The organism is Paenibacillus sp. FSL H8-0122 (assembly GCF_038005345.1).
In the GTDB taxonomy this organism is placed as follows: Bacteria; Bacillota; Bacilli; order Paenibacillales; family Paenibacillaceae; genus Paenibacillus_AQ.
This window is the reverse complement of sequence record NZ_JBBOTB010000001.1, coordinates 2980496-2992890: the sequence shown is the minus strand read 5'-3', so window position 1 is coordinate 2992890 and position 12395 is coordinate 2980496. Positions and strand designations below refer to the sequence as shown.

Sequence of the window (12395 nt, the reverse complement as noted above, 5' to 3'; positions counted from 1 at the left end):
GCTTCTATGAAAATCATTGACGCACATGTGCATTATTCCAATATTGCAGCCTTCCACGAAACAGCGCAGACCTTGGCGCATATCGATTATACCGGCAAGGGACTCCTGGAGGAGTTCCGCCGCAGCGGTGTCATTGCTGGGGTCGGCATGGGAGTGACTGAGACGGTTGCCGGAGCTTTTCCCGATTCCGCTGCCCTCAATCCCATGCTGCTTGACCTGAGCGGGACACTGCCGGACAATCTGTTCACCTGCGTGGGTATTAACCCGCTCACTCTTCATCTGGAGGGGCAGCTCGAAGCACTGGAGCAATCGCTGCAGCGCTCCGATGTCGTTGGCATCAAGCTGTACGCCGGGTACTATCACTTCAATGTCGGGGATGAGATCTATGATCCGGTCTATAAGCTGGCTGCCGCTTACGGCCTTCCGGTGGTCATTCATGGCGGATTGACTTATGCGGACCAGGGATTGCTGAAATACTCCCACCCGCTGTCCATGGAGGAGACCTTCCTGAAGCACAGGGAGATTACTTTCATGCTCTGCCACCTGGGCGATCCTTGGGTCATGGACACCGCAGCCCTGCTGGAGAAGAACCCTAACCTCTACACGGATCTGTCCGGCTGGATTGTCGGCGATCAGGCCAAGGTGGACCGGCTGCTGACTGAGCAGACCTATACCGATCATTTCCGCCGGGCGCTGGTGTTCGCCGAGAAATACGACCGGCTGGTCTTCGGCACCGACTGGCCGCTGGTTCCGCTGGATGCTTATATTACCTTCGTGAAGCACCTGGTGCCGGAGGCTTATCATGAAGACGTCTTTTATAACAACGCACTCCGCGTGTTCCCTAAGCTTGCGGAGCGGATCAGAGAACTGAAGCTATAGTGAGATGGGCTGCAGACTTCCCCCGGAATGGTATTCCGGGGGTTTTTAGTTTGTTGCGCGGGTAAGCGTGGCGGGTTACTACTTCTGATGGACGACCTGTGGTAAGCTGTGAGTAGCGTGTTAAAGTCTGAGCATGAACATCGAGTTGATATTGGGGGCTGATACTGGGCAGGTACTACACCCGTTACCGACTTCTACTCTTAAATTTAAGTAGCTGATTGTATTTCCTGCATTAGAAAAGGCATAGCTGACCGTAAAATGAGATTCTATTGTATTTCATACAGTGGAATGTTGAGTTTTGGGTGAAAAATGGCCTTTTTACAACATTCAATTGTACGGAATACAATAGATGCTATTTTAAAGTCTTTTTTAAAGCATTCTAATGTATAAAATGCAGTTACTATCATTCAAGTGCCTAGCATCCGAATGACTACTGTGCAAATAAGAAGCTGGCTCGTAAAGGTCCGGTAATGGTCTATTTACATTCACAGAGGGAGAGGCATCATGCCATACATACAGGTACATGATCTTGAAATGTTCTATGAACAGATGGGCACCGGAGAACCGGTGATCTTCCTGCATAGTCATTATTCCCGCAGCATGCTGGCCTTCAGCAGCCAGGTTCTGGACTTCCAGAACCAATACAGTTGTTGCTTCCCGGATCTGAGAGGGCATGGAAGGACCAGATGCCGGAATCTGGACTGGTCTACTCCGCAAATTGCTGAGGATGTCGCCGGATTCATGGATCGAATGAACATTGAACGGGCACATCTTATTGGATACAGTATGGGAGCGGGCGTAGGGTTGTACTTGGCGGTGAATCATCCGGGACGAATTGCTACGCTGACTACGATTGGAACCAGCGGATTCTGTGAACCGGCTGGAGCCGGGGAATACGAGCCTGAACAGCTGCTGGCGAATCAGCAGCAAGCCTTCATTAATCAGATGATCGAGAGGCATCAGGAGGCCCATCAGGGGAATTGGCAATACTATCTAGGGCAAACGGTGCAGGACTGGATCAGATACCCGGATCTCACGGAGGAGCAACTGGGCAGTATAACCTGCCCGGCACTGCTAATTTCAGGGGAACATGATCCGTTCGCGGGAGAGGATAGAACGGTGAAGCTCGCTTCTCTGCTTACGGATGCAAGGACGCTGATCGTTCAGGGAGCGGGGCACCGCCCGCATATGTTAAGGGAACAGCCCATCCTGGTGAACGATACGATTCTTGAATTCCTTACACAGAACCCTATCCACTAGTACAACGGGGGTATACACATCCAGAAAGGGCGTACAGATGAAGAAAGTCATCGTAATCGGAGCAGGGATTCTCGGGGCATCGGCAGCTTACCAGTTAGCAGGGATGGGGGCGGAGGTACTGATTGTAGACCGTCAAGACCCTGGACAAGCTACGGATGCAGCGGCAGGCATTATCTGTCCCTGGCTGTCGCAGCGGCGCAATCAGGCGTGGTACCGGCTGGCGAAGGCGGGGGCACGGTTCTACCCTGAGCTGATTCAGCAGCTGGAGCAAGGCGGAGAAGCGAATACCGGTTATGCCCGGGTTGGAGCGCTTAGTATACATACGGATGAGAGCAAGCTCGACAAAATAGAAGAGCGGGCACGGATGCGGCTGGCGGATGCCCCGGAGATCGGAGTCATTACGCGGCTTAACGCTCAGGAGACCCGTGAACGGTTCCCGCTGCTGGCGGAAGGATACGCCTCGGTTCATATCAGCGGTGCTGCCAGGGTGGATGGCCGCGCCTTGCGGGACGCTCTGCTTCATTCTGCACAGCAGCAGGGAGCGGTCATGGTTAATGGTGACGCTGCGCTTGCTTTTGAACCGGGCCGGGTAACCGGAATCAACGCAGGGGGACACTATTATCCGGCGGATGAAGTGATTATCTGTGCAGGTGCATGGGCGAACCCGCTGCTCCGGCCGCTGGGCATGGACTTCAAGGTGAGCTACCAGAAGGGGCAAATCATGCATTTGCAGGTTTCTGACCACAAGGATACGGAACTCTGGCCGGTGGTGATCCCGCCAAGCGATCAATATCTGCTCGCTTTTGCCCGGCAGCAGATTGTTATCGGAGCTACTCATGAGAATGACGTAGAAGGATATAATACCAGAGTGACCGCTGGCGGGATGCAGGAGATTCTGGCTAAGGGGCTGGAAGTAGCGCCTGGACTGGCGGATGGTACCTATAGTGAAGTGAGGGTCGGCTTCCGTCCGTTCACTCCGGGATTTCTGCCGGTCATAGGGGCTGTCCCCGGGTGGAGCGGAGTCCTTGCGGCCAATGGTCTGGGAGCCTCAGGACTTACGATGGGGCCGTATATCGGTTATCAGCTGGCGAAGCTGGCACTCGGCAGGGAGCCTGATCTGGAGCTGGACGATTATAGCCTTCAGAGAGCCATAACGGGCGGATGATTACGAATACATTTCCTTCATTGGAACATTATGATTTAATTCGGCTTGCCGGATGAATTTTTGTTTGACAGAAGTGAAGGTCTGATCCATAATACAATCCATACTAAACATATATGATTTATAGGAAGGGTGGATCACACGTGATTAATTTAAAAGCTTCTATGAGAAAAACAGCAGGGCTGGGCACACTCGCGGTACTATTCGTATCGCTGCTTGCCGGCTGCTCCGGGTCTGCCAATCCTGCGGATTCCAGTAATGGGGCTCAGGCCAGTACGGCTCCAGCAGCAACGGAAAGTGCAAGCACAGCAGAGCCTGCAACTGGAGGCACCTTCGTGTATGGCCGCCCGGCTTCCGTAACGTCGTTTGATCTGCATAACCAGATTACATCGAATAACGCATTTGCGATTGATAAAGTGTTTGAGTCACTGGTTGCTTTTGACAGCAAGGGTGAAATTACAGATCAGCTCGCAGCCTCGCATACGATCAGCGAAGACGGCTTAACTTATACGTTCGTACTCCGTGACGGGCTGAAGTTCTCGAACGGTACGCCGGTGACTGCAGAGGATGCGGTATTCTCCCTCCAGCGGCATCTGAAGGTTGGCGGTCCCCTGGCCATCTCGGCCAAAGTAGATACGGTCAAGGCACAGGATGAGAAGACACTGGTAATCACGCTGAAAGAACCCTACACTCCATTCATTTCGGAGTTGTCGAACTTCTCGAACGGGATCATCCCGAATAACTTCGGCGGAGTGACCGAAGAGGAATTCTTCAAGAAGCCGGTAGGCACCGGGCCGTTCGTGATCGATACCTGGGACCCGGCAGGTGATGTCACCTTCACCAAGAATACCAACTACTGGAAGGAAGGCCAGCCTTATATCGACAAGCTTGTCTATAAGCTGATCCAGGACGACAGCCAAGCCATCAACCAGCTTAAGGCGGGAGCAGTGAATGCAGTTGAAGCCCTGTCGCTACAGAATGCGGGTGAGATTAAGGATGGTGCAGACACAACAGTGGTAACGAACGGCAGCTGGGTGACAGAGCAGCTCTTCTTCAATACACTGGATAAGCACTTCTCCGATGTGCATGTCCGCCGGGCACTGGCACTGGCGCTTGACCGTGACGGACTGACTAAGGCCCTGACCTTCGGCTATGCGCAGACGGCGACTTCGCTGCTGCCGTCAACGATCCCTTACAATGCCAATGACAAGATCAAGGCACTGAGCTTCGATCCGGCGGCTGCCAAGGCAGAGCTGGCCAAATCGGCCTTCCCTGACGGATTCTCCACCAAGCTGCTGGTGGCTTCGGGCAACAGCACCCGGGCCCAGGAAGCCCAGATTATCCAGGCAGCCGGCCAGGCGATCGGGATCAAGATTGAGATTGAATCGGTGGAGCTGGCCACCTTCCGTGAACGCTTCTTCGCTTATGATTTCGCGGCGATGCTGAACAGCGGTCAGGCGGATTCCCCGGAAGCGAACTCGATTCTGGCGTTCCAGACCGACCCGGAGGGCTTCAGCAAATCGTATTGGACGCATTACACGAATGAGAAGGTAACCAAGCTGCTATATGAAGGCCAGAAGACAGCAGACGGTGAAGGACGGGCTACCATCTACACCGAGCTTTTACAGACGCTTGCCGATGAAGTTCCTTACATCCCGCTGTACTATCCTGATATCCTGATCGGCGCCCGTTCTTCAGTTGACGGACTTGTGGTTCTGCCTAACGGCAGCATCCGTCTGGAAGATGTCCGACTATCTAAATGATGAAATCCAGGCTAACCCTGAGGGGTGCAGCTGGAAACAACGGTTCTTACAAGTGGCTGGCCCTAGCCCTTGTAAGAGCCTTACTTGTTATCCTCTGCGTAATGACGGCGGTCTTTTTCCTGATTCGAATAGTACCCGGCGACCCCGCCAAAATGATTCTCGGTGAATACAGCACACCTGAAGCGCTTAAGAATATGCACCACACGCTGGGACTGGATCTCTCCTTATGGGATCAGTTCACCCGGTTCGTGAAGCTGCTGTTCACTCAGGGAGATACCGGAAACTCTATTATCGCGGGCACCTCGTCCAGAGAGCTGATTGCAGAGCGTGCTCCGGTCACCTTGTTGCTGATTGTAATTGCCTCGGGGCTTGCGATGATTACAGCACTGCTGCTGGCAACGGTTGCTGCCACCAACAAGGACAAGCTGCTAGACCATCTCATCCGCATTATTCCAGCAATCACCCTGGGGATGCCGGTCTTCTGGGTTGGCATTCTGTTCATTCTGTTCTTTAGCGTGCGGCTGGGCTGGTTCCCCGTAGGTGGAATCGGCGAGGGCTGGTCGGGTACGCTCCATAGTCTGGTGCTTCCGGCGGTCACGATTGCTTTTTCACAGATTCCTACGCTGGTCCGCTCGTTGCGTGCGCAAATGCTGGAGGTGCTCGAATCCGAATTCGTTGTCACTCTCCGGGCAGCAGGAATTCCGTCCAGGGTGATCCTGTTCAAGCATGTGCTGCGCAATTCGGCATTGCCGACCCTAATGCTGCTTGGAGTGAATGTGTCCTACCTGATCGGGGGAACGCTCGTTGTGGAGCAGGTTTTTGGTATCAAGGGCATCGGCAGCCTGCTGTTCACCTCCATCTCAAACAGGGATTTTCCGGTGATTCAGGGGATTGCGCTCTATTGTGCGCTGGCTGTTGTGATCATCAGTCTGCTGATCGAAATCATCTCCGGGTGGCTTGATCCCAGAACGAAGGGGAAATCATGAATACTACACAGATAGACTCAACCTTACCGGACCTCGGGAAGCCCGCAAGCGGACTCCGAAGAGTACTTCACACCCCGTCCTTGCTGATCGGGATCATTATGTTCGCTATACTTATACTGCTCGCCATATTCGTCCCTTACTTAAGTCCCTATAATCCGACGGAGCAGAATCTGAGCGCCTTCCTGCAGCCACCCTCCGCAGCCCATTGGCTGGGTACTGACCAGCTTGGTCGGGATTTATTTACCAGACTGGTCTATGCCGCCCGGACGGATCTGACGATCATGGTGCTGGCTGAGATTATTCCGTTCTGCACGGGCGTCATGCTGGGCATGATCTCGGGGTACTATGGCAAATGGACCGATAGAATTATATCGCTGATCACAGACACTTTTATTGCCTTCCCGTTCTATCTGATTGTCATTATCGTGGCCTTCGCCAGCGGGGCAGGGGAGCGCGGAATCTATATTACCTTCATTCTCGTAGGCTGGATTGTATTCGCCCGTGTGGTCAGAGGACTCAGTGCATCCTTCCGGAAGCAGGAATGGATCGCCTCGGCGCAGACGCTTGGTCTGCCCGGATACCGCATCCTTATACGCCATCTTCTGCCGAATGTATTGCCGCAAGCCGTTGTCGTGCTGATGACGGATATGATCGGACTCCTGGTAGCCATCGTTACGCTGGGTTATCTGGGCATCGGGATTGCCCCGCCTACGCCTGATTGGGGAACGATGATCGCAGACGGACAGCCCTTCATTACTACAGCCTGGTGGCTGTCGGCGGTTCCCGGCTTCGCAGTTGTGTATACGGGAATTGCGTTGTCTCTCCTGGGAGACGGACTGGCCGATATCTGGAGGAGAAAAGGATGACAACACAACCTGTACTTGAACTCGAAGCGTTGACACTCGCGGCCCTCTCCAAAGAAATCCTGGTGAACAGCGTCAGCTTCTCCCTTGAACGCGGCGAAAGCCTCGGTCTGGTAGGCGAATCCGGCTCCGGCAAATCGCTGACGCTGCGGGCCATTCTCGGCCTGCTTCCGCGCGGTGTGGAGCAGACCGGCGGAGCGGTCCGCAGCAAGGTAAGCAGTGCCATGGTGTTCCAGGACCCCAGAGGAGCACTGGACCCGCTCTGTCCGGTAGTGAAGCAGCTGACCGAGGTTGTCTATTACAGACAGAGAACCAGTCTGAAGGCTGCGCGGCGCATTGCCCTGGAGCTGCTTGAACGGCTCGGTCTGCCAGCTTCGCTGAAGACAAAAGACCGCTACCCGGGCCAGCTCTCCGGCGGCCAGTGCCAGCGTGTGGTCATTGCTCTGGCGCTGGCCTGCAAGCCGGGCATTCTGCTCTGCGATGAGCCGACTACGGCGCTGGATGTGACGGTTCAGCGCCAGATTATAGATACGATTACGAGTCTGCAGCAGGAGCTGGGCTTCGCTATGGTCTTCGTGACCCACAACCTGGCGATTGCCGCCAATCTCTGCTCCAGACTGGTTGTAATGAGGCAGGGCCGGATCATTGAGCAAGGCGAGACACATAGCCTGCTGCGGCATCCGGCTGAGGCTTATACACAGATGCTAATGGATTCGGTGCTCCCTCTGCCGGAGCTGGAAGGAGGCGGGATCTCATGGAAGTAGCACTACAGGTGCAGGATGTAACCGTCCGTTATGGCGGGTTCACCGCCCTTGATCAGATCCGGCTGGAGCTTGCGCAGCATACCACGCTAGGGCTTGTGGGTGAGTCTGGCTCCGGGAAGTCTACGCTGGCCCGGGTCATTGCCGGACTGATCACCCCGGATGAAGGACAGCTTCTGCTGGGTGCGGAGCTCTTAGGCAGGAAGCGGAGCAAGGCACAGCATAAGCAGATTCAGATGATTTTCCAGAACCCGGATTCTTCGCTGAATCCCCGGCATACCGTCCGGCAGATTCTGGCGGAAGCCTTGTTGTTCCACCGGATTGTAGGACGTTCGCAGGTAGAGCGCAGAAGTAAGGAGCTGCTTAGCCGGGTGCAGCTGGATGCCAAGTCGCTGGACAGATATCCGTATGAATTCTCCGGCGGCCAGCGCCAGCGGATCGCCATTGCACGCGCGCTTAGCGTGGAGCCTACCCTGCTGATCGCCGATGAGCCCACCAGCGCACTGGATGTCTCAGTGCAGCACAGCGTGCTGGAGCTATTCCATACGCTGCAAGCCGAGCTTAATCTTACGATGCTGTTCATCTCCCATGATCTGGGAGTCATTCATGCTGTCAGCGATACCGTCGCTGTGATGCGTCAGGGCCAGCTGGTCGAGGTGAATTCGAAGGATGAATTCTTCGTCCGGCCGGGACATGAATACAGCCGTGAGCTATTGTCTGCGGTGCCCAAGATGCCGCAATATTGAACATTCAACACATCAGGAGGATTATATGAACCGTCAAAATACAGGATTCGTACCACTCACGCTATCTGAGCTGGATACATTAACACAGCAGCTGTCCCGGCTATTCGGGACCCAGCATCCTCCGGTAATCATTCCGGGGGAGGCGATTCTAGGCATTGAGGCGGTTGCGGCAGGAATTGCTGCGCCGGGACGTACGATTCTGAACGTAGTGACCGGACCTTACGGCAGCTTGTTCGGCGAGTGGCTTACACGCGGCGGGGCCACCGTTAAGGAAGTGAAGGTTCCCTTCGACCAGGTGGTTACGGTAGAGGAGGTGGCCGCAGCGATTGAGCTGCATCAGCCGGTTGCGATTTCTTTAGTGCAGGCAGAGGTAGTTACAGGCGGCTCGAACCCTGCGGAGGAGATCTTCAAGCTGGCCCGGAGGCATGACCTGATTACCGTAACGGATTCCGTGTCTGCTGTCGGGGGAGAGGCGCTTTCTGTGGATGAATGGGCTGTGGATTTCGCTGTAATGGGTGCGCAAAAAGCGCTCGCCGGTCCTAACGGAATCAGCGCGGTCAGTATTTCTCCCCGCGGCTGGGCCTTCCTGGAGTCGAACGAACGGGCTCCGCGCAATTCCATTCTGTCCTTGCTGGATCTGCAGCCGTCCCCGGATGGAGCAGCGCAGCGTAGAGTCCCGCCGAACATCCCGGTCCTGGAAGCCAGAGCCCTGATTGAAGCCCTGGAGGCTGTTGCCGAGGAGGGCCTGTCCCAGGTCATCAAGCGTCATGAACGGGCAGCGGCTTCTGCTGTCGCCGGGATCTCGGAGCTTGGGCTTGTGCCTTGGCAGAAGGACAGCAGACATTACTCTACGCTGACGACCACGCTCCGGATTGACGAGCAGCCGCTGCTGCTGATTAAGCAGCCTGTCGGTATCGTAGCTCCCGGGGACGGGGAATTATTCGGTCAATTGCTGCGGGTCAATCATTTCGGAACGAATGCCAGCCGCGAGAGTGTCGAAGCGGCGGTGCAGACGCTGGCCAGACTGCTGAAGCTGGAAGCTGAACCGGCAGTGCAGGCCGTCCGCCAGGTCTGGGGGGAAGCGGAATGATCCTTAAGCAGCCGCAATTTCAGGCATACACTGGAATCCATATTGCAGGTATCCAGGGGAAACGCTTCGATATCGAGATTACGAACGGGCGGTTCACCGCCGTGGCAGAAGCGGGTCCGCAACCTGAACAGGCAGAAGGCTCCCGGCAGCAGCAGCTATGGATCAGTCCGGGCATTCTGGATCTGCACACCCATCTGGCCTGGACCGACTTCGACCATGAGGATCAGCTCCGCCGGGACCCCCGAGAGATTGAGGTGATGCAGGCGGAGGCCTTCGCCGCTACCTTGCGGACGGGGGTAACAACAGCCCGCGACGCCGGCGGTATTCTGCCTGCCACGATCCGGCATCTCGTGAAGTATTACCAGCAGCCGCTGCGCGTGGAGACCAGCAGTGAAATGCTGGGAGCCGCCGATGCCAAGGGGATCAAGCATCTGGAGAAGCGCCTGACGGATATCTACGCGACCGGGGCATGCTGGGTCAAAATCATGGCAACCGGCGGTCTTGGCGCACCTACCGAGCAGGTTACGGAGCCGAACTTCTCTAGGGAGGATTTCGCCTTCATCGTCCGTCATGCCCATGCGCACGGGAAGAAGGTATTGGTGCATACCTGGGGCGGGGTGACGATTGATTGGTCCATTCAGGCCGGTGTGGAATCTATTGAGCACGGGATGTTCATGACCTGGGATCAGGCCGGGAGACTGGCCGAATCCGGCGTAGCTTACGTGCCGACCACTTCCATCTACCGGATCGCCGCCGATCCGCAGGGAGTGCTGGGGCTGCCGCCGGTCATCTGTGAACGCGCAGCCCGGGCAGCCGATGCACACGCCATCGCGCTTGGTTATGCCAGAGAGGCAGGGGTGCGGCTGGGCTTCGGCACTGATTACGCTACGCCTGCGCTGCATGGCTACAACCTGCAGGAATTCGACACCCTGCTGGACTATGGCCTGAGCCGGTCGGAGGTCTGGCGGTCAGCTACAGAAGACGCGGCGGGGATTCTCGGAAGCGGCCATGAGCTGGGCCGGATTGCGGAAGGCTATATTGCCGATGCCGTCATCTACGCCGCCGATCCGTATCAGGCTAAGAATGCTGATCAACTGCGCACAAGCATTGTTACGGTCATTACCGGCGCGCAGGAAGAGGATTTGCTGTAACGGATGTGCAAAGAGGCTGTCCTTTCTGATGAAAGGACAGCCTTCTTGCGTTCTGATGGCCCGGCTGAATGTATGCGAAAAACCGATCACATTGGGGGGCAACTCAGGCGTGTGGTCCAAATGTAATCGAAAAACCGATCACATTAAGGCGCAGCATAGGCGTGTGGACCAATGTAATCGAAAAACCGATCACATTAAGGCGCAGCATAGGCGTGTGGACCAATGTAATCGAAAAACCGACTACATTAGGGCGCTACGCTGGCATGTGAGCCAATGTAATCGAAAAACCGATCACATTAAGGCGCAGCATAGGCGTGTGCTCCAATGTAATCGAAAAACCGATCACATTAAGGCGCAGCATAGGCGTGTGCTCCAATGTAATCGAAAAACCGATCACATTAAGGCGCAGCATAGGCGTGTGCTCCAATGTAATCGAAAAACCGATCACATTAAGGCGCAGCATAGGCGTGTGGACCAATGTAATCGAAAAACCGACTACATTAGGGCGCAACGTAGGCGTGTGGCCGAATGTAATCGAAAAACCGACTACATTAGGGCGCTACGCTGGCATATGGCCCAATGGAATCGAAAAACCGACTACATTAGGGCGCTACGCTGGCATGTGAGCCAATGTAATCGAAAAACCGACTACATTAGGGCGCAACGTAGGCGTGTGGCCCAATATAATCGAAAAACCGATCACATTGTGCCCCGCCGAGCCTCCTAGCTTTTCACCCGCCAGCATCATTCAGTTCAAATTGTAACCATTCACAGCTCCGTATACTGCTTAACCACTTGATTGAGGTAAGCCTCTACCTCAGGGGTCTTCTTATTCCCGGCAGCGTCGAGCAGCGGCACCAGCTTGGACAGAATGTTCAGCACCTTATTGTCGCCTGGCCCCTCCATCAGGACGTGGTCGTAGGCCAGGCGCAGCTCGGGGTCGAGTTCATTAGTGTCGTAATCGTAGGCGGGAGTGTTATCCGAGCCTAGCAGTACTAGGGGAACCGTATAGGACATTTCATTGCGGATGGCCGCTGTCCGGTTCGACTTCGGATAGTCCTGGACGTAATCACTCATAATGGCCGCTCTGCCGATCAGCTCATCCCAAGTGATCACGATACCTGCGTCGAAGGTGGACGGCTTGTTGCTCTCCGTGGCCATGATATCAATATACGCGGCGATATCCTTGCTGATATAGGGCTTGAATACCTTGAAGCCTTCATAATGCATAACTGCATAATACATTCCTTCGCTGGTCTCCAGCTTATAGCCTTTATCCCAGACCTCTTCAATGAGCTTGCGGACGGCAGGCTGCTTCACCCGCTTCAAGATCTCCGTATAGGTCATATCGTTGTTAATTTGTGCATCGAACAGAGCCTTTTGCACAGAATCACTATAGAGCTTCTCGGAGAACCGTTCTAACCCGGCCTTCTGGGCATTCTCCAGTTGAAGGGTCATGACCGTGCCGTACCAGGAGCCAACTTTGGAGATATGGTTCATAAGATATTTGCGTGCCTGGGCCTGGCTGGCGGGATTGCTGACATATTTGCGGAACTGGTTATAGACTGCCTGGGCATCCGATGCCGATGCTGCAGCTACGGGCTGTCCACCAACCCCTGCAAACACTGTACCGCCTGTCAGAGTCAGCGCTGTACCGAGCAGCACCGCTCTTGCTGTTTTTGCTAAGGTTTCTGGTAATGTTCTCATTATGTACCTCCTAATGGGATAAGATGC

General features: G+C 55.0%; 13 protein-coding genes. 11 read left to right on the top strand and 2 right to left on the bottom strand.

All coding sequences use genetic code 11. The features are described 5' to 3' along the window. Positions 1 to 6: 6 nt before the first annotated feature. The 10 genes from NSS64_RS13070 to NSS64_RS13025 all read left to right on the top strand — a co-directional run bounded on the left by NSS64_RS13070 (position 7) and on the right by NSS64_RS13025 (position 10661). A complete protein-coding gene (locus NSS64_RS13070) occupies positions 7 to 879 on the top strand; it encodes an amidohydrolase family protein (RefSeq protein WP_341140390.1) in 873 nt (290 codons plus the stop codon). Between the two features lie 504 nt (positions 880 to 1383). Continuing rightward, positions 1384 to 2139 (top strand): alpha/beta fold hydrolase, encoded by a 756-nt coding sequence (locus tag NSS64_RS13065; RefSeq protein WP_341140389.1) that lies wholly within the window; start codon positions 1384 to 1386, stop codon positions 2137 to 2139. Then, positions 2108 to 3304: an NAD(P)/FAD-dependent oxidoreductase gene (locus NSS64_RS13060; protein WP_445667793.1), complete on the top strand. Its 1197-nt coding sequence runs from the start codon at positions 2108 to 2110 to the stop codon at positions 3302 to 3304. The genes NSS64_RS13065 and NSS64_RS13060 overlap by 32 nt, the downstream gene beginning before the upstream one ends. A 140-nt stretch (positions 3305 to 3444) precedes the next feature. Beyond that, positions 3445 to 5064, top strand: a complete 1620-nt coding sequence (locus NSS64_RS13055; protein WP_341140387.1) for an ABC transporter substrate-binding protein — start codon at positions 3445 to 3447, stop codon at positions 5062 to 5064. Next, positions 5061 to 6050 (top strand): ABC transporter permease, encoded by a 990-nt coding sequence (locus NSS64_RS13050; protein WP_340940864.1) that lies wholly within the window; start codon positions 5061 to 5063, stop codon positions 6048 to 6050. The genes NSS64_RS13055 and NSS64_RS13050 overlap by 4 nt, the downstream gene beginning before the upstream one ends. Further along, the gene (locus tag NSS64_RS13045; protein ID WP_341140386.1) at positions 6047 to 6916 is read left to right on the top strand and encodes an ABC transporter permease; all 870 of its coding nucleotides are present in this window, start codon (positions 6047 to 6049) and stop codon (positions 6914 to 6916) included. The genes NSS64_RS13050 and NSS64_RS13045 overlap by 4 nt, the downstream gene beginning before the upstream one ends. After that, positions 6913 to 7677, top strand: coding sequence for an ABC transporter ATP-binding protein (locus tag NSS64_RS13040; protein WP_341140385.1), 765 nt, complete (start codon positions 6913 to 6915; stop codon positions 7675 to 7677). The genes NSS64_RS13045 and NSS64_RS13040 overlap by 4 nt, the downstream gene beginning before the upstream one ends. Further along, complete coding sequence (locus NSS64_RS13035) at positions 7668 to 8420, top strand: ABC transporter ATP-binding protein (RefSeq protein ID WP_341140384.1); 753 nt, start codon at positions 7668 to 7670, stop codon at positions 8418 to 8420. Before NSS64_RS13040 ends, NSS64_RS13035 begins: the two co-directional genes overlap by 10 nt. Positions 8421 to 8445: 25 nt before the next feature. Further along, on the top strand, positions 8446 to 9510 hold the full coding sequence (locus NSS64_RS13030) for a pyridoxal-phosphate-dependent aminotransferase family protein (RefSeq protein WP_341140383.1): 1065 nt from the start codon (positions 8446 to 8448) through the stop codon (positions 9508 to 9510). After that, positions 9507 to 10661, top strand: a complete 1155-nt coding sequence (locus NSS64_RS13025; RefSeq protein ID WP_341140382.1) for an amidohydrolase family protein — start codon at positions 9507 to 9509, stop codon at positions 10659 to 10661. The genes NSS64_RS13030 and NSS64_RS13025 overlap by 4 nt, the downstream gene beginning before the upstream one ends. A gap of 253 nt (positions 10662 to 10914) precedes the next feature. On the opposite strand, the gene NSS64_RS13020 is transcribed toward NSS64_RS13025, so the two are convergent. After that, complete coding sequence (locus tag NSS64_RS13020) at positions 10915 to 11073, bottom strand: hypothetical protein (protein WP_341140381.1); 159 nt, start codon at positions 11071 to 11073, stop codon at positions 10915 to 10917. A 4-nt stretch (positions 11074 to 11077) separates the two neighbouring features. Between NSS64_RS13020 and NSS64_RS13015 the strand changes: the two genes are divergently transcribed. Continuing rightward, positions 11078 to 11287 carry a hypothetical protein gene (locus NSS64_RS13015; RefSeq protein WP_341140380.1) on the top strand — a complete coding sequence of 70 codons (210 nt, stop codon included), beginning with the start codon at positions 11078 to 11080 and terminating at the stop codon, positions 11285 to 11287. A 142-nt stretch (positions 11288 to 11429) separates the two neighbouring features. Here the strand turns inward: NSS64_RS13015 and NSS64_RS13010 are convergent, their stop codons facing one another. Beyond that, positions 11430 to 12368 (bottom strand): hypothetical protein, encoded by a 939-nt coding sequence (locus tag NSS64_RS13010; RefSeq protein WP_341140379.1) that lies wholly within the window; start codon positions 12366 to 12368, stop codon positions 11430 to 11432. Positions 12369 to 12395 lie beyond the last annotated feature (27 nt).

Bases quoted from the DNA above. Each gene is read 5' to 3' on its own strand.
- NSS64_RS13070 (WP_341140390.1), top strand. From the start codon at position 7: ATGAAAATCATTGACGCACATGTGCATTATTCCAATATTGCAGCCTTC.
- NSS64_RS13065 (WP_341140389.1), top strand. From the start codon at position 1,384: ATGCCATACATACAGGTACATGATCTTGAAATGTTCTATGAACAGATG.
- NSS64_RS13050 (WP_340940864.1), top strand. From the start codon at position 5,061: ATGATGAAATCCAGGCTAACCCTGAGGGGTGCAGCTGGAAACAACGGT.
- NSS64_RS13045 (WP_341140386.1), top strand. From the start codon at position 6,047: ATGAATACTACACAGATAGACTCAACCTTACCGGACCTCGGGAAGCCC.
- NSS64_RS13040 (WP_341140385.1), top strand. From the start codon at position 6,913: ATGACAACACAACCTGTACTTGAACTCGAAGCGTTGACACTCGCGGCC.
- NSS64_RS13035 (WP_341140384.1), top strand. From the start codon at position 7,668: ATGGAAGTAGCACTACAGGTGCAGGATGTAACCGTCCGTTATGGCGGG.
- NSS64_RS13030 (WP_341140383.1), top strand. From the start codon at position 8,446: ATGAACCGTCAAAATACAGGATTCGTACCACTCACGCTATCTGAGCTG.
- NSS64_RS13025 (WP_341140382.1), top strand. From the start codon at position 9,507: ATGATCCTTAAGCAGCCGCAATTTCAGGCATACACTGGAATCCATATT.
- NSS64_RS13020 (WP_341140381.1), bottom strand. From the start codon at position 11,073: ATGCTGCGCCTTAATGTGATCGGTTTTTCGATTACATTGGAGCACACG.
- NSS64_RS13010 (WP_341140379.1), bottom strand. From the start codon at position 12,368: ATGAGAACATTACCAGAAACCTTAGCAAAAACAGCAAGAGCGGTGCTG.